Genomic DNA, 22,222 nt, shown 5'->3' on the forward strand with positions numbered 1-22,222 from the left:
CAATGCGCCTACCTATATCCTCTACATTTAAATTTTTTATAGTTGTCTCCTTTCCCCTACTTTTCTTCTATATAAAGAATAAAGGGGATATTCTTTATGACAACTTACTTAACGGAATACGCACACTTCACAAACAAACACGATTTGGACGCAGCAACAAGGCAACACGTACTCACACACTGGAACGGAATGAACCAAACTGAGCGGGCCGTTCTCGAAATGATTCGTCGCTACTCCGTTAAATATGGCGCTGCCCACTTGAAACACGAAACCATTGAAAAGGCCATCAAGAAATCCAATGCAACTGTACGACGCGCCATTCGCAAGTTAGAAAAGCTTGAAATCATCGAACGCATTCACTATATCCGCCCAGTCATGAGCGGTCTAGGCGCTAACATTTATGTCATTAAACCTACTAATGACCAGTCGAATTTGAACACCCCGAAGGATGACGAAAAGCCTTCTGGCAGTGAGGCGGAACCTTCTAATCTGCAAAACGAAGCTTTTCTTTCTAAAGCGCTAAGTACTAAAGATCTTAAAAGAACGTCTCCTTCGGAAATTGTGCCTACTACACTTTTTGGTAAGATGAAAACGCTTCTTTCTTCAACAATCGGAGAGAGTAAATTAGCACGCAATTTTTACGGTGTCTATCGAAAACAGTCCCTGCAAATGCTGAAATTCAGTATCCACGAAGACAAAGGGGACCTGTTCGAGCAATTGGCTATGCAAGCACTTCGTATTGCGATTCAAACGACAAAAGTGAAAAACATTCGAAATCTGCCCGGCTATTATTCAGGCGTATTGCGCGAACTCATCGACAAAGCTTTATTCAGCGAGGCTTTCATGGATTATGACGTGCCATTCGAGGGGTTTTTCTACCGGTAGTTGTCATTCAACACGTGGAATAGTCGGTCCAGAACTTTTGACCATGAGAAAGGCACCTATTCTTCAGGTTCAAAGCGTTTATATCTGGTTCTGGTTCTTTGGATTTCTGACGCTCCAGATACTTCTGGTTGTGAATCCTTAGGTTCCGGATTCTTGGGTACTTCTGGCTTTGGACCTTTAGGCTGTGGATTTCCAGGTATTTTTTTAGACTCTACAATTTAATGATCTGGATAGTCGGTAGTGAATTTTTTATAACATCTTAGTGTTACAGCTAAAAATAGAAGGGTAGCCACTATCGCTAATCCAGGAGGGCTCTTTAGAAAACTTACTATGTACCCGGCTTTAGGTATATGAAATTGTAGAGATCCAATAACCAATTCTTTTGGAATCAGGTCTTGATCGCTACTATTATTTGCATCTCCTTTTGTTTGAAAAAAAACGTCATTATTTTTGTCAACGACCTCTACAATTCTGTGCGTGATTAACGTATTATTGCTATTTTTGAACGTGACTATGTCATTCACCTTTGCTTTCTCTGCGTTAAAAGTCTTAACCACTATTAAATCCCCAACTTTAAGCCCCGGTTCCATACTCCTCGTTAAAACGGTCATACTGATGTATCCAAATACAGTAGGAGGTTTTCCGGGTATCTTACTCGAATGCCATAATGAATAGATAGATGCAAACGCTACGATTATTAGTAATGTAGCAATACTACTTCCTATCCTTCTAAAATATTTTTTCACTACCAATAATCCCCTTTTTTAATTCATCAAGTCATTTTTCAATCTCCTTTGGATTCATAAACTAACAAAGAAAGTTAAATTTTCATTGCGGTAGTTGAAGTATTGAAGTTTGTTTTGAAACGGGGGTATGGAGCATGTCCCACTTAACGCCTGTAAGTCGTTGGTGACATTACTTTATGATGAATACGAATCTTTTATTCCACCGACCTACAAAAAACAATCTTGCACCCGAAAAAATTATAAAAGCGCACTCCACGGAGTGCGCTCAATGTAATCTCTTTATTTGAAGTAACAGCATACAGCTATTCTTTCAGACGTTCCTGTTCTTCTAAATGCTTGCGGAGCCGGATCAAATAATCCGGTGCATCCATAGGGTCAGTGACAATCATTTCAATCATGCACAGTTGGCTTGTTTGTGCTTGCTCCGCTGCTGCAATCGCTTCATCCAGCTCTTTGTTGGTACGCACCGCAATCGTGAACGCCTTACCACCAAAGGCTTCAGCTAGCTGCGTATAATTCCAGTCCGGAATCTCGTTGTACTGCTGGTTGGACGTTAAAACATTCAAATACTTCTCAATCGTGTAGCCGCTGTTGTTGAGGATGAACAGAATCGGTCGGCAGCCATTATCCAGCATTGTGCTGATTTCCTGAACCGTCACCTGCAGCGAACCTTCTCCCGTAAACAGCAGCACACGTCTATCCGGTTCCGCGATGCATGCCCCGAATGCGGCAGGCGTTGCATAGCCGATGCTTTGCCAACCTTGCTGGCTAATGTATTCAACCCCTGCTGGAAGTCGTACTTGTGACATGCCGTATGAAAAGGTTCCAGTCTCAACCACAACAATGTCTTTGTCCTTCAACATCCGCTGGAAGCGTGGATAATAAGATTCCGCCCGGATTGGCTGCTCCGGCTCGCCAGATAGTTCATCATAAGGGAAGGTAACCTGAGGTAAAGCGCCACTACGGGACCAACCACATGCGCTCAAGGCAGCAATGAGATCTGCCGCCATCACCTGCTCGTACATGGATTCCCCGACTCGTACAAACTCGGGCTGAATGTCGATGAGACGAAGACGATCAAGCTTTGTCGTTTCTTTAGCGGAATTCGTGTCGTTCCAAATCATGCCAACCGCAATCACACAATCCGCGCTTTCTACGATTGTACTGACCTGTTCACTTCCTAATGCTCCGCCGTATACGCCGATGTAATTCGGATGGCGTTCATCGAAGCTACTCTTGCCCATCATAAGCGAAGCAGCCGGTACGTTTAAATTCGACGCGAGCTGGTGAACGGAATCTCTGAGTCCATAGCGGAGCGACAGCATATCCGATAAAAGCACTACATTGTTCGTCCCATTCAACAATTTCGTTATTTGCTGAATCGCTGCCTCAAGCGCAGGTTTGTATGTCGTGATTTTTTTCACTTCCGGAACAACGCGCTGGACGATGGGCTTTGTGACCAAATCCATAGCTACCATCAAATAAACCGGCTTGCGTTTTTGTTTAGCTATACGGATTGCTGCTGTAATCTCCTGTTCGGCATTTTCCGGCGTCACGATTGCTGTGTAGGCGCTCAGATGCGAATACACTTGCCGGAATACGTCAAAATCGCCGTCCAGCAGGGAATGATGCGCTAGTTTATGCGCCTGCTGATCCATTGATTTGGGCGCTCCGACGATATGTATGAGAGGTACATATTCACTGTTCGCACCCGCAATAGAATTGCAGGCGCTCATCTCGCCAACGCCAAAAGTTGTAATGAGCGCCGATAGGCCACGAAGTCGTCCGTAACCATCAGTTGCATATCCCGACCCCAGCTCGTTGCGTCCATTGATGAAACGGATTCCATCATATTGCTCCAATGAATCCAGAAGGCTGAAATTGTAATCACCGGGAACACCGAAAACTTCGGTAATGCCTTCCGCTTTTAAGCTGTCGAAAAGATACTGTCCGAGTGTGGGCGGGTGTGTTGGTATGGGCAGTTGCATTTTATCCATTTAAATATATTCCTCCTTCACGTTTTTCACAGGATAGCTATTTCCGTAACCAATTGAGCGTTTCGGTAGCTACTCTATATATCTAAATTACCCCAATTCCTCATGCCTACTCCCAATTTCTCGTCGGTTCTATCCGTTCATACGAAAGAAACACTACAACAAGCCGCTGTAGTGTTTCTTTGCTGTTTTTCTTCCTATTTGAAGGGGTACATTAAACTAGGTGAGTAAGACGAGAAATGAATCACACTCAAAAGCTTTGCGAAACCTGCGGGGGTAATCGCTTCATCATATTACTGCTCTTTCACAATCTCATTGACTGCATTTAATTGCTGCTTCATCAAATCTAGCTGTTCTTTGTTTTGCTGGACTGAATTTGCCGGCTCATCCTGCTGTTCTGCATGTAAGAACGCCTTGTCCGCACGTGATAGCGAATTGAAAGCATGCTCAACTGCGATTTCTTCTGGATGTGTCATTGCTTGCTTCACCGAACGATCCGCCTTTTGAACAGAGTTGCTTAAAAATGTGTTTGGATTATCCTTTTTCCAACTTGTTTCAGAGCGCTTAGCCATTTCTACCTCTTCCCTTCCTCCAAATAAATTTAGTTACAGCGCGCTTAGTATTGTGAATTATTCTTAAAGTATGCGCGGCTCAGGCTATTTCAATTTAAAAATAAGGCATTAATTTAACCTCAAAACAATGCATACCTTCATCCGCCTTAGCTAATACTACCCTCGAACAGGAGGGTACAAAATGGAGGAAATTACGTATTCAGAAGCCGTATTACAGGAATACAAAGTTGGCATGGGCAGTTTCGCAGAAAAATTGCCGGATGTGACCAAGGCTTTTCATGCATTCACTGAGTCGTGTTTCGAAGACGGCAAATTGAAGCAGAAAGACAAACAGCTAATCGCACTCGCCATTAGTGTGCACGCTCATAACGAATATTGCATCCTTTACCATACAAAGGGTTGCCTGGATGCGGGTGTTACTGAGGAAGAAATGATGGAGGCAATCGGAGTGGCTGCAGCTCTAGGCGGCGGTTCCGCAATGAGCCAAGGCGTAACCATTTGGCAAGATGCCCTCGAAGACTTTACAGGAATCGTACTATAACAATGAAAAGGAACAAATCCTGTCAAATGGATTTGTTCCTTTTTTAGTATGATAACTATGAGTTGAGTAAACCCTAAACTATAAGCCCCAATCCAATTTCAGAAAGTCTTTAAGAATTTTTAACTGTCCAGGATCTAACTTATTTGCAATTTCTGTTTCTAAATTTGCCTTCAACGACTCATTTTTTTCATAACACTCTTCGCCTAATTGAGTTAATCGTATGCGTTTGTTTTTTTTGTTATTTTCCATGTTGTTAATTTCAACTAAGCCTTTTGCTTCCAAGCTTTTAATGACTTTATGGGTGGCTTGCCTGGATATATCCACATGTTTGGAAACATATGCAATCGTAGACTGTTTTTTATAAACTCTCGCCATGATGAACCACTCGGAATTCGACAAATAAATATCACTGCTGGCATTCCATCGTTTTTCTGTTATTTTTCTCAGTTGAAGATGTCGTTCGCTTAATATATCTATTAAATCTAAGTTTTTTAATTCCAAATCCAACCATTTCACCCCTAAAGATATCTTTGCACCTACTATATAAAACCACTACTCCATTGTCAACCAAATTGACAATTTAGTGAATTTGGCGTAAAATGAAAATTGTAAACTAAATTGACGATTGTAGAGTTGGAGGCTAACAGGTATGTTTAATATTGGAGATGTAATTATTTATTCGTCACATGGATTATGTCAAATTGACGATATATGCGAAAAAACCTATGGTGACAGTACGGGAACCTATTATGTATTGCATCCACTTGATAATGCGAGATTAATCATAAATATCCCTATTGATAGTGAAAAAATTGTCATGCAGAACGTCTTAAATAAAGAAGAGGCGGAAGAGATTTTGCATTCCTTCCAACAGCCAGGCATCGAGTGGATAGAGAATGGCAGAGAGCGTACGAAAAAATATAAAAGTCTTGTAAACACAGGAGACCGTACTGTAATTGCTTCAGTGGCGGTTACGTTAATGGAGAAAAAGCGTGAGGCGGATGCAGACGAAAAGAAACTCGATGGAGATGATCGAGTTCTTTTGGCAAACATAGAGAATATGATGTATAAGGAATTAGCGGTGTCGTTGGATACTTCTTATGAAGAAATATCTAAAAAAGTTAAGCTCCTGGTTAGTCAATAAGCAGTAAGTGATCGCTGCGCAAGAAACAAACGTAAAGCCCCAGTTTCCCAGGGCCTTACGCTTTTTTCGTGTGCTTAAGTAAAATACTCCAACTTCGCATTCGGGAAGTACTTTTCCATATAGCCGTATAAATACATCTTTATTTCATCCTCTTCGTCCTTTTGATAAATATACTTACCGATTCCGTACTTGCCCCATTTGTAGCGTCTTTTTTCTTCATCTAACTCCAGTTTTGTTTTCGGATAGTTCTTTTCAATCACTTTTTTCGCGGGCTTCGTAAACCGGTGTTGAATGAATTCAAATGTTATGTCGTCTCTTGCATCTTGCGGTAATTCCTCGTCAAGTCGCTTAAACAAGTGGTGGTAGCCTTCCTCCCAACCTTCGTGAAGATAGATCGGCGCAACGATAAAGCCTAATGGGTAGCCGGCTCTTGCCACTTTCCCTGCAGCCTCGATTCTTTTATCCAGAGGAGAAGTGCCCGGCTCGAAATTCTTAATGACGTAATCAGCGTTTACGCTAAATCTGAAGCGCGTATTGCCATTATGCTTGGCATCCAGCAAATGGTCGACAAAATGGAATTTCGTCACAAAACGCAGCCTACCTAGTTCTGTTTGGCCAATATGTTCAATTGCTCTCTTTAATGAATGCGTCAAATGGTCAATTCCCACAATATCGGATGTACACGCAGCTTCGAACCGGGTAATCTCGGGTGCACGTTCTTCGATGTATTGATCAGCCGCTTCTAAAATTTCCTCCACGTTAACGTAAGTTCGAATATAAGGTTTGCTGCCCATCGTTGTTTGAAGATAACAATAATGACAATGCCCCATACACCCCGTCGCAAGTGGGATTGCATATTCAGCTGAAGGCTTGGACGTATCGAACTTTAACGTTTTTCGAATGCCTACAACTAAGGTGGATTTCGCGATACGGTATTTTTGAGCGTCTGTATCACCCGGTAAATCCCGAATTTGATTATGTGATGTCGTAAAACGCGTTTCAATCCCCATGTTCTCGAACTTTTCCTTTAGTTCTTTGCCAAGCGGATAATCAAGTGCATTTGGCTCAAAATAAACAAGCTGTGGTGTAAAGGGTTTATTCATACCGCGAACTACCTAATCCATAATTAGTATCCATATGATCACCTTTCTCCTTTTTGTATAGCTTGTCTTAAAAGTGAGAAATTATGAAAATGGACTTGATGAAAGGTACCCGTGCTAACATAATTCGAAATTGTATCAGAACCAGGTACCTTAAATTACAGTGATGAAGGTAATTCATCAGTTGAAAGAAGTGTCAAGGAAATCGAGTTATTCTTTGACGCTCCTTTTAAAAATGACTTTGTGCTCACATCTGGTACGGTTCCCCGTGATGGAGCTAAGTGAGGTTTTGTCAATATACCCGATGAAATTAGACTCTATTCCATAGTAGAATCAAGTCCTATAATCGAGGAATACCAAATTAATTTAGTTCTTTTTAGATAAATATACAAATACTGAATACATCTCTTTTATTATTTTCCCAATAATCTTTTTGCTAGCTGGCGGTCTTCTTTATCTTTCGTCGTATTTGCAATATTTTTAATACTCCCCTGCAAAGCAGGTTGTTGCGAAATCGATGGAGACCATCCTTCTAGTACACTGAGTGCATGGTATTGCAAACTCCCATTATCTGATGCAAGAGCAGCTTGAATCAATGGTAATCCCACTCCTTCGTGTCCATACAAATCTTGAACAATGCATTGCAGACAATGTTGTTCTTCATCTGACAGACTTGATAACGATAAATGCGTTTCCGCAAATGTGCAAATGTTTTCGATATACTTACGATTATTAGTATCCATAACCGCTACATATAGTTCACTGTTTTCGGGATATTTCTCTAGCATATCAAACAAATTCTGCGTAACGTCTAATTGATAAAAGAGAGCGATTTCAAGTGCTTTCATATTGTTTTCTTGCTGTAGTGCATCCATGACAAGCTGTGGCCATTTGGGTTCATTAATAAAGGGTTGAATCGCTTGCTGAATAGAAGCGTACTCTTGTTTTTTCCACTGATCGTTAAACCGTTCTTCCCAAACTTCACCATCGGCATTTAAATATTCACTTATTTTCATTAACGGATAAAAATCCTCAAGTGTTTTACAGTGCGTACTCGCATGATAAACGAAGCGCGAAAGAACTAAGCTTGCATATGGATAGTCTTCGATGCTTTCTGAAGCACGCTCATTAAGAAGGGCTTGGATGATAAGACCTGCTCCATCATATAGCTCTTTCGAAATCGCTTCTTCGTATAGAGCTACATCAAGTTCTCCTTTTACGGCACAACTATAGGCTAAATACTCATCCATAATTATATTTCTGCAGCCCTTTGTCAGTAACCATTGTTTTATTTCTGGCGTCGTTGCTTCCAATTGTTCAACAGCCGCAATCTTACCCCAACCATGGACGGACTGAGCAAGTTGCCAAACCTGGTTGTTTGCCCGCATTGTGCCATTTTTCAATGCAAATAGGACAAAGGGTGTAAACTCTTCATGCATGCCCAATGTGAATAATAGCTCTTTATATTTTTCACAATTCGTACAACCAAGTACGGTGATTGAAAACTTTACAACCTCTCTATGTGCTGCATGCTCTAGAAGCCATAATGCCTCTTGTTGTACACGGGATTCGTCAAATTGAGCTTGCTGGAATCGTTCAATGAATTCATCACTGTAGTTAGCCATATTGTCAAAAATAATTTTTTCGTATGTTACTTTTCGTGTTTTGGTAGAAGGGTGATTTAGCTGTTCTTCAAAAAGCTTCAGTAGTTTTTTTACGTAAAATGGTGTAGGTATGTCATCTGCAACATTATCGAACATACCTGCAGCCAATCGTGGATGATTTTCATCATACAAATATTCTTCATCTGGTAAATGATCATCTACTATTTTGTTGTGCGTTTGAATTTGTTGTTGAATAAAGGGAACAATTTTTTCTTTATTATCCCATGGAAGAAAGTCTAACTTCAGGGAGTCGTCTAAAACCGTTTCATTATCTATTTTTACAATACAATTAAGCCGTACATATCCACCGAGTTTAACGGAAATGACATGCTTTGTGCCATCTGCCAGATCAAGTATCCCTGATAACTTGGAATACGGGATAATATGGGAAAATAAAGATTTTCTTTTTTTCCTATCAACTGTTATACCATCAATGATAAGTAACTCTTCTTTCATCTGGTTTACAACTTCAATACGATGCCCTCTATAATCCATCTCCCACGTTTTATGTACTTCTTTTTCTACGTCTTTCTTTAGGTTACGCATCTCACGTTTAAATTCGTCTTTAAAGCCCATAAAGTCCTCCCTGAAGTAGGAATCGAATACAGTATAATTTGTACTCGTTTCCGATTCCTTTTTGCGAATCTATATTATTAATGTTATAAAAGGTGCCTTAAATTTTCCTGCACAGCCTCCCAACCACTTGTACACTCACATTGAAGAATAAACAAGGCGGTCGCCTACAAAAATCCGACAATGCATTCTCACGATTGAACCTATTGAAACCTTTATATCTTCATACTTGTCAGCTTCAATCTCTACCTTTCCAAATAATCTTGAACTGAACCGAATTCCTATTTGTTGATCTTGTAAAACCCCGTCAACAAACAGTTTTTCACCACCAAACCAACTGTTTTCCACACGAATACTATGGCCAGCGTGCATTACTTCCCACGTCTTTTTCATGTCCCCGCCTCCTTAGTTAAAACTTTCTGTCGGACAAACAGTCACGAATATTTGAACCTTCACGGTAATTTCTTGCGCGAGTAATGCAAATCCGCGTAGCGCATCTGAAGGTTTATCCCCTTTAAAATCTCTTCAACTCTATATTTATAGAGTCGATAGCAAAATCCTGATAACGCTGCATCCGTCCCCACTCAACCATATGCTCATAATCAGGGTGTTCGGGATTAGCAAGAATCTTGAGGAATTCTTCATAACCATACGCACCGCCTACATCTTCTGGCGGTGTATTCCCTTCACCTTCTAAGCAAACAGGATAGTTGAACTCATAGTTCTCTATCATACTTTCTACTTCGATATCATGGTACCAGTCATCACCAAAATCATAATTGTATGTCATTTTTTCGTATGCAGGGATATATTCCGATAGCTTCACGCCTTTTTCATGCTTCATGCTAACTTCCCCTGGATAAGAAAAAGCCTCTTGGTCACAAACAAGATGAATGATTGGTTTATGGTTTTTTTCTTTATGTCCTTCAATGATGTGATTCCCTGCATTGACCGCCCTACCATAAACGTGAAAATCATGAAGATGATAATCTTGCCATCCAAAGGCCGTCTGTAAAACTTTGTGCAATTGGTTAAAGGTTTTATTTACAGGGACCACAAGTCGCCGCCATACTTGACGATTTTCAAGCCTAAGTGTCACTTTTATTATTGCTGCTTTCGCTTCAAAAATGGATTGGTCCACAAAAAGGGTAAGATCCTTATACATCTCTTCATTCGGTACAATATAGCTTTTTTTCCCATCTCCAACTAGAAAAGCGCTGATTCTGATACCCATGTCCGGCTGAAAAATAGAATCTACATCCCATAAATCATCAAGGAAGTATACATTATCACAAGCCTTATTCATCCTTGCCACAGAAGTCCGATCCTTTGTTTTCGTAATGGAAACTTCCCCGGTATGAAGTAAATACTGGTCAATCACCTTGTCCGATATCCCTTCTCCCTGAAATGTTTCACGGATTCCTTGCAGGGCAATTTCAGTGAACCTTTTAAAGTCTTTAGCTTTCAGGCCGTACAACACAACGGCATAACGATTATGATCATTCACTAACACAACCACTTTCTTACGATTGACCACGATTATATTTGCATGCCAAGAGAAAAGTGAATTTTCCTCCTCAACTGATTCAGGTTCGACTTTGAGTTCAACTAAGAGTTTCTTCGTACAACAGATTAGCATAACTGACAACTCCTTTAATGAAGGATACCTAAGTTATCGGCGTCTGTGCAAGGAAAAACCACAAGCAATTCATTTAATTCCCGGTTGATGAGTAAGCCAAGAACACTCGTGACTTCAGTCGCGGGAGGTTCATTGTATGAATTGAATAATATCTTGCACCGCAACCTAAAAAAGACTAGCAACTGGTTCGCTAGTCTTTCTAATTGTTTATGAGGCACCGGATGTTTATTAGACAAGTTTATGTTCTTGGATAAAATCTTTCAAAATACCTTTTAAGTTCGGACCGCTTATTTCATCTAAATCGTAGTGTACACGTGTACACGGTTTATTAATCGAAATGATGCGTGTTAAATCGATTGGTGTGCCAATAATCACTGCATCACAGTCGGCATTATTAATCGTTTCTTCAAGATCTTTCAATTGCTGTTCGCCGTATCCCATCGCTGGAATCACGTTACCAATATGTTGGTACTTGTTGAACGTATCAGCTAGTGTACCTACTGCAAATGGACGTGGGTTAATGATTTCCGCCGCACCCAAACGTTCAGCCGCAACTGTACCCGCGCCAAGTTTCATCTCTCCGTGTGTCAACGTCGGACCATCTTCAACGACTAACACGCGTTTTCCAACAATTCTCTCTGGAAAATCGACTGTAATCTTGGATTCAGCTTTAATGATTGTGCTATTTGGACTTGCAAATTTAATATTATTTTCGACGATTTGAACAGCTTCCTCTGGTGCACTATCCACTTTGTTAATGATGGCCACATCAGTTGTTCTTAGGCATACTTCGCCAGGATAGTATTTCAATTCATGACCTGGGCGATGTGGGTCCAAGACAGTAACAGCTAAATCAGGCTTGAAGAATGAGAAGTCATTATTTCCCCCGTCCCATAAAATAACGTCACAGCCATCTGGATCATTTTCAGCTGCAGCCAAAATATCTGCATAATCCACGCCAGCATACACAATATTTCCTCGTGCTACATGTGGTTCATATTCTTCCATTTCTTCAATTGTACAATTATGTTTCTTTAAATCCTCAACTGTGGCAAAACGCTGAACACGTTGTGCATTTAAATCGCCGTAAGGCATCGGATGTCTCACTACAATGACTTTTAAATCATTCTCCAGAAGCGTTTCGATTACTTTACGTGACGTTTGGCTTTTTCCAGTTCCAGTTCGCACAGCGCAAACAGAAATGACGGGCTTATTGCTTTTTAACATCGTGCTTTTTGGACCTAGCAATGTGAAGTTAGCACCCGCTGCATTCACGATTGCAGCTATGCTCATTACATCTTCGTAACGAATGTCACTATACGCAAAAATACATTCATCCACTTGTAGCTCTTTAATCAGCTCTGGTAATTGATCTTGTGAATAAATCGAAATTCCTTCGGGGTAAAGTTCACCTGCTAATTCGCTTGGATATTTTCGTCCATCTATATCTGGAATCTGTGCCGCTGTAAAAGCAACAACATTAAATGCCTCATTCCCGCGATAATAAGTATTAAAGTTGTGAAAGTCTCTTCCTGCAGCACCTATGATAATAATATTTTTTCTTTCCATAGCAATCTCTCCTATACCTACAATGTCTTAATGTTGTTATAATTATAACAAGTAATGCATAATAATACAACTTTATTTTCATAAGTGCTAAAAAATAAAAAATATGGAGCTCAGAAAAAGACAATCCCTACGTATTGTTCTTGTACGGCAGACACGCTTTTCCTTGCCTAATGCTTGCTGTGCCTCCCTTTATTGTATAGGGAGGTGTTTCCGGCAAAACATTCAAGACCAAGAGTCGGATTGAATGTTCTCTATAAAATATTTCATCAAATGAAGGAGTTATAGGCGGTTCTGTATTTTCATATATTCTTTTTTGTAATTCTTCTATATCTACATCAAATGGAATCCCCAATAAAACATTGTCTAATCCCCGCACTTTGTCGGCCACACCGAAAACAACGCTGCCCCCGCCGCCATTTGCCATACAAACTGCATATTTAATCATTTTATTGATATTTTCCTCCAAAGCACTATAATTCCATTGCTTAAAGTCTAGGTCCTGGGCTTCAAAATTATCTGCAATATGATGATCCAATTGCTGAATAATCCTCATGATTTCGCTTTTTTTCTTCATAAGAATATCCTCCTTTCCAGCAAATATATCTATATGCATGCAATTACGTGAATGAATGCTTATACAAAAAAGGCAGTCCCTTATCACAAATGTACTTGTGGGAACTACCTGTTCTTATAATTATATGTTTGTTTAGGCATGGCTGTTTATATTGATTTTTGGAATTGTATGGTGGTCTGTTACTTGCAGGAAGCCCCCGTGGGTTAATGATTCATTTAACCTCCCTTTCTAACCAATTCAGAGCTATCTTCAGCATTTTTAATTACTAATTATTGAAGCAAAAAACCTCACTTATTTATGATAGGGTTCCCCGTGATACACCTAACGTTTATTTTAACTTTCTGTTTTTCTTTCTTTATAGACTTCAATTTTATCTTGAATCCATCTTTATGCCTCAAAAGTTTAATTCCAGTTAAGCCCTTATCCATTATGGAAGTAACAGACAGGTTAGTTGCATAAGTTTTAATTTAAAGAGATTAAAGTTTTATTTGTAATGAGGAATGTTTTATATTTTCGTCTAAATCATACTTTAACAACAATAATATTGCTAAAATTAATAAATATTTATTGATAAACAATAAATAATGTATTAAAATGAAACATACCATATATATGTGAGTTGCTTTTATGAAACCAAAAATGATTTAACGATGTGCGGTGTAATCAACGGCTAACCTTTAAAGGCAAAAGCCATTCGATTATTAAATCTAGAAAGGTTTGTAAGGCTTTAGAATGTCAGCCTGGAGATATTTCAGAAACAAAAGTGACGAAGACATTTAAAGACAATGAAGTTTGGTTATAAGCAATGTGGAGGATAGTAGGAATTAGTAGGACATTTATTAGAGGAGGTATAACCGTGGAAATCGACAATTCGATTAGTAAAAATATTACTAACCCCCGTGAGCTGGAGAGAATGTTTAGAAATGACCCCAATGCCTTTAAAAAGTCATTCTCATACGCATGGGAACAAAATCCTGATTCGCCGGTTCTTGCCGCTTGGTATGAAAGATTGAATTTCAAGGAGACGGCACATACAGAAAAAGCTTCCTTGCTTCAGAATGGTTTCTTATTCATGGGCATTTTAGCCATTCTGGCCGGGATAAGCACCAGGATCATTTTCCATTTTGTCGAACAGCAGGCAATAGCCCCAATTAACCTTGCTTTTGGGATTCTTCCTTTTATTGCAGTTTATTTTGTATACAAAAATAAACCCCATAAAAAGGTTCTTTACACACTTGCATTGATGTTCCTAATCTCCGGTTTGCATCTTAATATGCTGCCATTAAATGATAATGACAGTACTATCCTTGCTTATTTACACCTTCCCATATTCTTATGGGGATTGATAGGGCTTGCATTTACAGGAAATGAATATACAAAAGGCAGCACAAGATTAGCCTATCTTAAATTCAATTTGGAACTTTGCATACTCTACGCCAGCATGGCCATTAGCGGAATGCTGTTAGCAGCATTAACTATGCAGTTGTTTAGCTTTGTCGATTTGGATATAGAAGACTTCTATTTTAGAAATGTTGTGTTATTTGGTGCTGCCGCTCTCGCTATTGTGGCTACATACCTGGTATCGATGAATCTTAAACTTGCTAAGAATATTACACCATATATCGCTAAAATTTTTAGTCCTCTTGTCCTGGCCACATTGTTGGTCTATCTTATAACGGTTATTTGGGTCGGAAAAAATCCATTCTTGGATCGCAATTTCCTGATAGTCTTCAACGGAATACTATTTAGTGTATTGGCTGTTACCATATTTTCCATTACTGAAAGCGGTACAGACAGGAAAAAGAACATTTCTGATTATATAAATTTCGCCCTAATTATTCTTGCTCTTATCATTGACAGTGTGGCTTTGTCAGCCATCGTGTTCAGACTTTCTTCTTATGGGATTACACCAAACAGACTCGCTGTTTTAGGTGTAAACATACTTATCTGGGGAAATCTAATTTGGATTATGGTCTCCTATATGCGTTTTCTACAAAACAAGACCGGACCTTCACCCATCCAAGATGCGGTTACTAAGTATTTGCCAGTCTACGTACTTTGGGCGGCTTTTGTTACATTTACTTTTCCTTTCATTTTTAATTAGAAAGGCTTTATTAATGTAACGAATATTGATCTTCCTTATGAATGCCGAAAATGAACAGGTTCTATCCATAGCCCGTACATTTTCGGCTTTTTGTTTTTCTAAAAAAACTCATTTACTTGTGATACGAGACGAATACTTTCAAGGTATGACCTTTTGTATCTTCAGTAAGTAACGACTATAAAGGGGATTAAAATAAAAATTGACTTCTAATTCGTTTCAAAATTTGCAGCACAAGAAAATTATTGACTCAATCCCTTAATAATTAACGTCCCTAACCGTCTAGTATTATGAGGATTTCCTTTTCCATTAAGAATAGACACGGAAATCAAACCAGCTATTTTCTTTAAAATAGGATATGCAGCTGAAAGCTTCTCTCCGTCCTCATAAACTTCAATAGTCCCACTTTCCAACTCTTGGATGACGTAGTTATGATAAGCTGCTTTTCTGACTATCAGAATCTCGCTATCATTACGGATTTTCTTGTTTGGTTTATAAATCTTTGATAATGTAATAGCCAATTTCCCATTCCCTTGTTGAGTCATTAATGTTTTAGCTTCATCAATTGACTTATCTAAGAGAATTTCCAACTCCATTTCCTTATCATCAAATCTCAATATGACAACGCGATCTACAAAACTCAAAGTGTTTGGATTAAAAGATACATGTCCTTGGCCATTTGACATTGTTGTCGTCTTCACTGATATCTTTTCATTCTCTTTTGTGACAACATCATATCCTTTTTCCTTTACATGTTCAGCCAAATTTCCATTCGTATACAGGGCAACATACAATTCGCCAATACGTCCTAAGAGATGTCGTAACTCAGCTGGATTCGCTCCCCAACTAATCTCCCTTTCCAACCAATTCATTGCCTCCCCTAACGATTGAATAATTTGCATTTGTGATAGTGCCAAATTAAATCTCCCCTTTCAAATGACGGTTACAGTCCAAATTTCCTTCTATCCCTCCATTATAAACAGAAGTTATACACCTTTTATCTTATAAGGCGACCACCGATACTAATATAATTCGGAATTGTAGCAGCACCAGTTACCTTAAATTATCTCATAAACTTTCTGACAAATGGATTGTTATAAGCAACTCGGCCCGTTATGTTTAATTTACAGAGAAAGTTTCCGGAGGGATAGTCATGCCAAACTGGTTGGATGGATACGCGATATTGACAGGTAGGATTGAGGATATTTTAACGTTCATTACAACGCGAACAATGTATCAAGAGAAGCCTGTACATGCAATAGTAGAGGGAAATAAAATCATGTTCCCCGCTGGTTTTGTTCCAGAAGATCTATATGTATTAGATTCATCTCGTGCATTTATTGGCTTTTGGTATGAGCATGATATAAAGACAACAGATACCCCAGACGTTTATGAAGTTAGTGTTACTTGGGACCAGGCACGTGGTCTCATTACAGAGGAATTATCAATCTTAGCTAAGCAAAACAACTTGTCTATTGAAGTAGAAGGCATCCTATTTGAGTTAGAGCTTAAAGAGCACATCATCATTAATAACCGGGGAGAAATATTATTGGACGATTGCATTGAATATCGTCATCAAGACTATGATCCTTATGATGATTTCAGGAAAATAAGATAGTACTTGAGTATTTGATTTCGAGAAAAATCACGGGAAAGTGAGGTAGGCGTCGAAGCCATATGACTTGTTTTAGAACAAGGGACCTATTTTATTTCTTCTTAAATTATATCGATTTTAATTTGCCATAAAATAACTAATCACGTATAATATTAAGGTTACTCTTGATCCTAATCCACAAATAGTGTATAATGATTAAAAGAAAGCGAAAGGGTGTTCGCAAATGTCTGATAACAAAACTATGCGCGTTTTGGAATTATTCGCTGGCGTCGGCGGGTTCCGTCTCGGATTGGAACAAGCTAATCCCCATTTTTTCGATGTTACCTGGGCAAACCAATGGGAACCTTCCCGAAAAACTCAAGATGCTTTCAACTGCTATTCACGTAACTTCCAAAGTGGAACTCACAGTAATGATGATATAACGAAAGTAACCGACGAAGACTTCCGACTAGCCGCTCCTGATTTGGTGGTCGGCGGTTTTCCTTGTCAAGATTACTCCGTGGCCCGTACACTTTCCGGTGAACAAGGAATTCAGGGAAAAAAAGGCGTTCTATTCTGGGAAATTAAGCGAGTTATAGAAAGTACAAAACCAAAGTATATCCTTCTCGAAAATGTGGACAGGCTTCTTAAATCTCCATCTTCACAAAGAGGAAGAGACTTTGCGGTCATGCTCGCAACATTTAGGGATCTTGGTTACAGCGTCGAATGGCGCGTAATTAATGCTGCTGAATATGGCTTTGCACAAAGGAGAAGAAGAGTATTCATCTTTGCCTATAAAAATGGCATAACATTCGAGAAGGTTCAAGATAAACTTGACGATAATGAAGTGATTTTTAAAGAAGGATTTTTTGCAAAACCATTTCCCGTCTATGAAAAACCATACAAAAATCGGATAACTGCAGAAGCTCTGCCAGAGGATATCATTGAAATCTCCGATAATTTTTCTTTCAATTTCCATACTGCTGGAATTATGAGGTATGGAAAAATATTAACTGCTCATGTTGATCCCATTTTAAAAAAACCGACTATTTTACAAGATATTCTTCTTGATGAAAACATGATTGATGAAAAGTTCTACCTCACACCAGAAAATGAATTGAAATTTAACTATTTAAGAGGACCTAAGAAAATTGAAAGAACTACAATTGATGGTCACAAGTATGTTTTCTCCGAGGGCGGTATGTCTCTTACCGATGATCTAGAAAAACCTGGAAGAACTATGTTAACAAGTGAAGGTTCTATTAATCGCAGCACGCATGTCGTGGAAGTCAACGGTCGCAAAAGATTTCTTACCCCTATTGAATGCGAACGAATGAACGGATTTCCAGACGACTGGACTGCTTGGATGACGGATCGAATGAGATATTTTTGTATGGGGAACGCATTAGTCGTGGGTTTAATCGAAGTAATGGGCAGACGAATCGAAGAAATCGAAAAAACTAACAAACCTGCCGAAGTGCAAATGGAACTATCCCTTTAAGCTGATACTTATGTATCGGCTTTTTTTATTTGTGGTAGAGTATTGGTAATAGTCTGTTTAGAGGGAGTGTATGAATGATTTATAAAAGTGAAGAAGAATTAATGTATAAAGCCAAACAAGCAGAAGGGCAATCTTTTGGTGAAATTGACAAAACTGGCCGTATCGTAAATGAACGAGCCAAAGGACAGCTTGGACAGATAGTTGAAGAAAGTTTCTTTGGATATGAAATAAACTCTAAAAGTGAAGCAGACTTTTCAGACCTAGGAATCGAATTAAAAGTCACCCCTGTAAAGAGAAACAAAAATGGCACATTATCAGCAAAAGAAAGATTAGTCCTAAATATTATTAACTATAACAATGAGGTCAACTACTCATTTTCCGAATCCAGCTTTTGGAGAAAAAACGAACTTATTTTAATGATGTTCTATGAGTGGATTCCAGATCTTAGCAGAGCAGAATACAAAATACTCAAATCTCACTTACATAGATTTCCCGATGAAGACCTACAAATCATTAAGCATGATTGGAAGTTGATTGTCGATAAAATCAAAGCCGGTCTCGCCCATGAAATTTCAGAGGCGGATACCAACTACTTGTCCGCATCGACGAAAGGCGCAAATAAGAGTTCCTTACGCACACAACCGTTCAGTAATGAAATGGCAATGCAAAGGGCTTTCTCATTTAAACAAAGCTATATGACTGCCCTTGTGCGGAATGTGATTCGTGATGAAGACTTAATAAGGTTCAGTACAACTGCCGACCTCCAACAAAAAACACTGAGTCAATTACTAGAAGATAGGTTTGCACCTCACATCGGCAAATCCCTAAATGATATCGCTTTTGAAAATAGTTTGAGTATAAATTATAAATCGAAAAGCTTTTTGCAAGAATTTATTAGCGGTTTACTTGGGATAAAGGGAACAAAACTCAACCAAATAGAGGAATTTGCAAAAGCCAACATAGAAATTAAAACAGTAAGATTAGAACCTGATGGAAATCCGAAAGAGCATATGTCTTTTAAAAATATTAATTTCATCGAATGGTCCAATGAAAAGTGGGATGATAGCTGGCTTAAAAATCATTTCGAAGAAACAAAGTTTCTTTTCATCATTTTCCATTACAAGGAGACCAAAAAACAAAATCCGAATCGGCAACTTTATTTTAGCGGCATAAAACTATGGAATATGCCACTAAAAGAAATCGAAGGTAGGCTTAAAGAATTTTGGGCTCATTTACAATCTTTGATTAATAATGGTATTGATTTAAAACCTGTACAGCAGAAAAAACGAATAATTGTAAGTAATAATCTTCCGAAACCGGGTAATAATGGACTTTGTCATATCAGGCCAAAAGGAAGAGATGGTAGTGACAAAACCCAATTGCCGGACGGTCGGTTGATTGCTAAACAGGCTTTTTGGTTGGACAAAGAGATAGTTAGTAAAATCATAACAACGGGCTCAACTCACTGAATTTAAGTGTTGTGCCTATGTCAATATCTTAGACACAACAAAGTTAAATCCCTTTCATAGCATATAATTATACGAGAAATGGTAGTGATTACTTATGGATATTAATTTATGGAAATATGAATATAAACATAGTCTACGGAATCTAGAACAATGGATGCTATTCGCTATAGCTATTGGTCGATTTTCCAAGAAAAATAGCCTTGTAGGAAATAACATCCATATATATCTCTCTTTACCTAATAACCTGATTTTTTCATATTTTGTAGCTTTGGGCGTTTTCGATGAAAATATGAAAAAAGAAATTGCAGATGACACTATTTTATCTCAATTTAAAAAATTGAAACACGGTGATTATATTTACTATTACAATTTTGAAAAGTGGGTTCGCTGTTCTGTAATAGATTTACTTCATGGTGAGTTTTCTAACGATTCCTGGTATTTGAAGTTTTATAACTTACAAAAAACTACACATTCAATTCCACAAAAACAGTGGCGAGAGCAGGTGATAATTGCTGGAAAAGGTAGCGAACATATTAAATCAGCAAGAAGTATTAAAGAATTAGATCGATTAGGTTCGACCAACTTACGGTATATTTACGACAGTTCGACGCTTCAAACACATGAATTATTAAATGAGCCTTGCATTAATATTGCAGGAACAAAAACAGAATTTAATGATAATTTACGTGTAATTAAATTTAATATCTCTGGTCATAAATTAACGATGAAAGATTTTTTGATGGATGGAAGTATGAGCGATTTCCGAAATATTCATTGGGTTACAAATTCAACTAGTGCTGATACTACAGATGACAAAAGTTTACCTATATTATTTATAGGAGCCAATAAAGCTCTTACACACCTGAACGGTTTTAAGAATAATTGTCGTGTTATTCTAGATGATCGCCATGAAAATACCGAAACCTCAGATCTGTTGCGTGCAACAATAGAGCAAGAAATCGTTAACACAAAAAGCACAATTGTTACAAATCAGATTGTCCAGTATCTAAATGAGGGAAATATCACTTTACCCAAGGGGGTTGAAATGCTTGGTTGGCAATCGAAAAACTCATATCGAGCTAATTAACTCACACTATATGGAACCTAAAAATATTGAATTTCTTCAGATAGAAAATGCTGAAATTTCAAGTCTATATGTGTTGTGCAGAGAATTATCGAATGAAATTAAAAAACATTACGAATCGGAAGATCAATTAATAGAAACATTCACCGCATTCAGGAAAATAATTAATCGATTTTTCACCTCATTGGATATTTACAATAATATTTTCGACGAGTTTTTAGAGGATATTTTTATACTCCTTCAAAATATTCAAGCTCGTTATCCTGACTTATTTCAGCAATATTGTATTCCCATTGCTAAAATTCTAAAAACAATTCAAACAGACTATGGAGAAATAAATTTCATGAGAAATTTACTCTTGGAAAAATCACAAAGTATTATTACAGAAAAAACATATATTTTGACTAAGTTTTTAAGTAACACCCCATTTTTATTATTAAATGAAATCCGTGTTCCTATTATGAAAGCCAATGAATTTATTAGGTTGGGCATTGTAGCTGACAATGTTATTTTTATTGGTTCACCATTTAACTATGACAATAAATATTCGTCATTATTTTTTGCGAAAGACACTTATTTTGTAACGTACTCTATTTTTAATAATAAATTACAAGAGGTTGAAAACTTCAAACAACTTAGCACTTCGGATACTGTGACTACTATCTATGATTACATTCAATTATCGGAAGGTCATAATGGTGCTATTTTCGAAGTAGATTTGGGGAATATTACAGATAGTTTGAATGAAGAGGAAATTATTAAGCACTATGAAAGCAATACTAACTCAATTAAAGTAGCAGATAGAGTTGAGTGTAAACTTATTTTATTAGAAAATAATTATTACAGTCTCATTCCAAATACCTCCAAAATACGTCGCTTAGAACCTAGTAGTTTACAACTCGATTCTGTTGGATTAAAGCAAATAGAGTTAGGGAATTTACTGCTCTTCCGTAATCATAGCTCAGTAGATTTAATTATAGAAATTGCCGATTCCCTATTAGGAGTGAAATCCATTGGATACCGCAGTAATCAAAGAATTTGGAGAAAAAGACTTACGAATCAAATAAAAAGTCATGGTATTCGAAAGCTTACCCAAATTTTAAAAACCCAAGGTATATCGACTGCTACAGAGCAAAATATTAGAAATTGGATTGAGCCTGAACGAATTGCCCCTAAATGTCTACCTGAATTACTAAGTCTTTTAGATTTTAGCGAAAGAGAGAGCCGCATTATATTACGTTCCACTGAAAAAATTCGTTCTGCACATTTAAAAGCAGGGAGATTTGTGACAACACAACTACTTGAATCAATAAAACCAGATTTAATTAATGATGTAGAGAATCAGGGCTTCGCTACCTTCTCTGCTGATACCTTAGTAGGAGCATCATTCAATATTGAAGTCGTAAAAAAAATTCATGAAAAAACAATTGTTGTAGATAAAAAAGATATTTTAAAAGTTTGGAGGGCATAAT

Annotated in this window: 20 protein-coding genes; 9 read left to right on the forward strand and 11 right to left on the reverse strand. The window is 38.1% G+C overall.

All coding sequences use genetic code 11. The features are described 5' to 3' along the window. Positions 1 to 96 precede the first annotated feature (96 nt). Positions 97 to 885 carry a helix-turn-helix domain-containing protein gene (locus AC1TO6_RS11365; RefSeq protein WP_482101707.1) on the forward strand — a complete coding sequence of 263 codons (789 nt, stop codon included), beginning with the start codon at positions 97 to 99 and terminating at the stop codon, positions 883 to 885. A gap of 218 nt (positions 886 to 1,103) precedes the next feature. Here AC1TO6_RS11365 and AC1TO6_RS11370 read toward each other — a convergent pair whose 3' ends face one another. The 3 genes from AC1TO6_RS11370 to AC1TO6_RS11380 form a co-directional block, all read right to left on the reverse strand. Further along, positions 1,104 to 1,631, reverse strand: a complete 528-nt coding sequence (locus AC1TO6_RS11370; protein ID WP_482101708.1) for a signal peptidase I — start codon at positions 1,629 to 1,631, stop codon at positions 1,104 to 1,106. 302 nt (positions 1,632 to 1,933) lie between these two features. Then, the gene (locus AC1TO6_RS11375) at positions 1,934 to 3,628 is read right to left on the reverse strand and encodes an alpha-keto acid decarboxylase family protein (RefSeq protein ID WP_482101709.1); all 1,695 of its coding nucleotides are present in this window, start codon (positions 3,626 to 3,628) and stop codon (positions 1,934 to 1,936) included. A 290-nt stretch (positions 3,629 to 3,918) separates the two neighbouring features. Continuing rightward, positions 3,919 to 4,197 (reverse strand): hypothetical protein, encoded by a 279-nt coding sequence (locus AC1TO6_RS11380; RefSeq protein ID WP_482101710.1) that lies wholly within the window; start codon positions 4,195 to 4,197, stop codon positions 3,919 to 3,921. 181 nt (positions 4,198 to 4,378) lie between these two features. Between AC1TO6_RS11380 and AC1TO6_RS11385 the strand changes: the two genes are divergently transcribed. After that, entirely contained in the window at positions 4,379 to 4,738 is a 360-nt protein-coding gene (locus AC1TO6_RS11385; protein WP_482101711.1) for a carboxymuconolactone decarboxylase family protein, read from the forward strand. A 78-nt stretch (positions 4,739 to 4,816) separates the two neighbouring features. On the opposite strand, the gene AC1TO6_RS11390 is transcribed toward AC1TO6_RS11385, so the two are convergent. Beyond that, on the reverse strand, positions 4,817 to 5,245 hold the full coding sequence (locus tag AC1TO6_RS11390; RefSeq protein WP_482101712.1) for a MarR family winged helix-turn-helix transcriptional regulator: 429 nt from the start codon (positions 5,243 to 5,245) through the stop codon (positions 4,817 to 4,819). Positions 5,246 to 5,387: 142 nt separating this feature from the next. On the opposite strand from AC1TO6_RS11390, the gene AC1TO6_RS11395 reads away from it, so the two are divergent. Beyond that, positions 5,388 to 5,882 (forward strand): CarD family transcriptional regulator, encoded by a 495-nt coding sequence (locus tag AC1TO6_RS11395; RefSeq protein ID WP_482101713.1) that lies wholly within the window; start codon positions 5,388 to 5,390, stop codon positions 5,880 to 5,882. A gap of 74 nt (positions 5,883 to 5,956) precedes the next feature. Here the strand turns inward: AC1TO6_RS11395 and splB are convergent, their stop codons facing one another. From splB to AC1TO6_RS11425, 6 genes are all read right to left on the reverse strand, one after another. Further along, the gene (gene splB / locus AC1TO6_RS11400) at positions 5,957 to 6,985 is read right to left on the reverse strand and encodes a spore photoproduct lyase (protein ID WP_482101714.1); all 1,029 of its coding nucleotides are present in this window, start codon (positions 6,983 to 6,985) and stop codon (positions 5,957 to 5,959) included. Positions 6,986 to 7,395: 410 nt separating this feature from the next. Then, a complete protein-coding gene (locus AC1TO6_RS11405) occupies positions 7,396 to 9,222 on the reverse strand; it encodes a hypothetical protein (RefSeq protein ID WP_482101715.1) in 1,827 nt (608 codons plus the stop codon). Positions 9,223 to 9,357: 135 nt separating this feature from the next. Beyond that, positions 9,358 to 9,612, reverse strand: coding sequence for a hypothetical protein (locus AC1TO6_RS11410; protein ID WP_482101716.1), 255 nt, complete (start codon positions 9,610 to 9,612; stop codon positions 9,358 to 9,360). 121 nt (positions 9,613 to 9,733) lie between these two features. Next, the gene (locus AC1TO6_RS11415; protein ID WP_482101717.1) at positions 9,734 to 10,858 is read right to left on the reverse strand and encodes a plasmid pRiA4b ORF-3 family protein; all 1,125 of its coding nucleotides are present in this window, start codon (positions 10,856 to 10,858) and stop codon (positions 9,734 to 9,736) included. Positions 10,859 to 11,086: 228 nt separating this feature from the next. Further along, entirely contained in the window at positions 11,087 to 12,427 is a 1,341-nt protein-coding gene (locus AC1TO6_RS11420) for a cyclic 2,3-diphosphoglycerate synthase (RefSeq protein WP_482101718.1), read from the reverse strand. A gap of 127 nt (positions 12,428 to 12,554) precedes the next feature. Further along, entirely contained in the window at positions 12,555 to 13,001 is a 447-nt protein-coding gene (locus AC1TO6_RS11425; protein WP_482101719.1) for an ATP-binding protein, read from the reverse strand. 856 nt (positions 13,002 to 13,857) lie between these two features. Here AC1TO6_RS11425 and AC1TO6_RS11430 point away from each other — a divergent pair. Then, positions 13,858 to 15,105, forward strand: coding sequence for a DUF4153 domain-containing protein (locus tag AC1TO6_RS11430; RefSeq protein WP_482101720.1), 1,248 nt, complete (start codon positions 13,858 to 13,860; stop codon positions 15,103 to 15,105). Between the two features lie 239 nt (positions 15,106 to 15,344). On the opposite strand, the gene AC1TO6_RS11435 is transcribed toward AC1TO6_RS11430, so the two are convergent. Beyond that, positions 15,345 to 16,019, reverse strand: a complete 675-nt coding sequence (locus AC1TO6_RS11435; protein WP_482101721.1) for a DUF6998 domain-containing protein — start codon at positions 16,017 to 16,019, stop codon at positions 15,345 to 15,347. Positions 16,020 to 16,255: 236 nt separating this feature from the next. On the opposite strand from AC1TO6_RS11435, the gene AC1TO6_RS11440 reads away from it, so the two are divergent. The 5 genes from AC1TO6_RS11440 to AC1TO6_RS11460 all read left to right on the forward strand — a co-directional run bounded on the left by AC1TO6_RS11440 (position 16,256) and on the right by AC1TO6_RS11460 (position 22,221). Further along, entirely contained in the window at positions 16,256 to 16,720 is a 465-nt protein-coding gene (locus AC1TO6_RS11440) for a hypothetical protein (RefSeq protein WP_482101722.1), read from the forward strand. A 220-nt stretch (positions 16,721 to 16,940) separates the two neighbouring features. After that, complete coding sequence (gene dcm / locus AC1TO6_RS11445; RefSeq protein WP_482101723.1) at positions 16,941 to 18,197, forward strand: DNA (cytosine-5-)-methyltransferase; 1,257 nt, start codon at positions 16,941 to 16,943, stop codon at positions 18,195 to 18,197. 74 nt (positions 18,198 to 18,271) lie between these two features. Continuing rightward, on the forward strand, positions 18,272 to 19,666 hold the full coding sequence (locus tag AC1TO6_RS11450; protein ID WP_482101724.1) for a Sau3AI family type II restriction endonuclease: 1,395 nt from the start codon (positions 18,272 to 18,274) through the stop codon (positions 19,664 to 19,666). A 94-nt stretch (positions 19,667 to 19,760) separates the two neighbouring features. Continuing rightward, positions 19,761 to 20,753, forward strand: coding sequence for a hypothetical protein (locus AC1TO6_RS11455; protein ID WP_482101725.1), 993 nt, complete (start codon positions 19,761 to 19,763; stop codon positions 20,751 to 20,753). Continuing rightward, positions 20,716 to 22,221 carry a hypothetical protein gene (locus AC1TO6_RS11460; protein ID WP_482101726.1) on the forward strand — a complete coding sequence of 502 codons (1,506 nt, stop codon included), beginning with the start codon at positions 20,716 to 20,718 and terminating at the stop codon, positions 22,219 to 22,221. The genes AC1TO6_RS11455 and AC1TO6_RS11460 overlap by 38 nt, the downstream gene beginning before the upstream one ends. Position 22,222: the final 1 nt, after the last annotated feature.

The organism is Sporosarcina sp. Y352 (assembly GCF_056786535.1).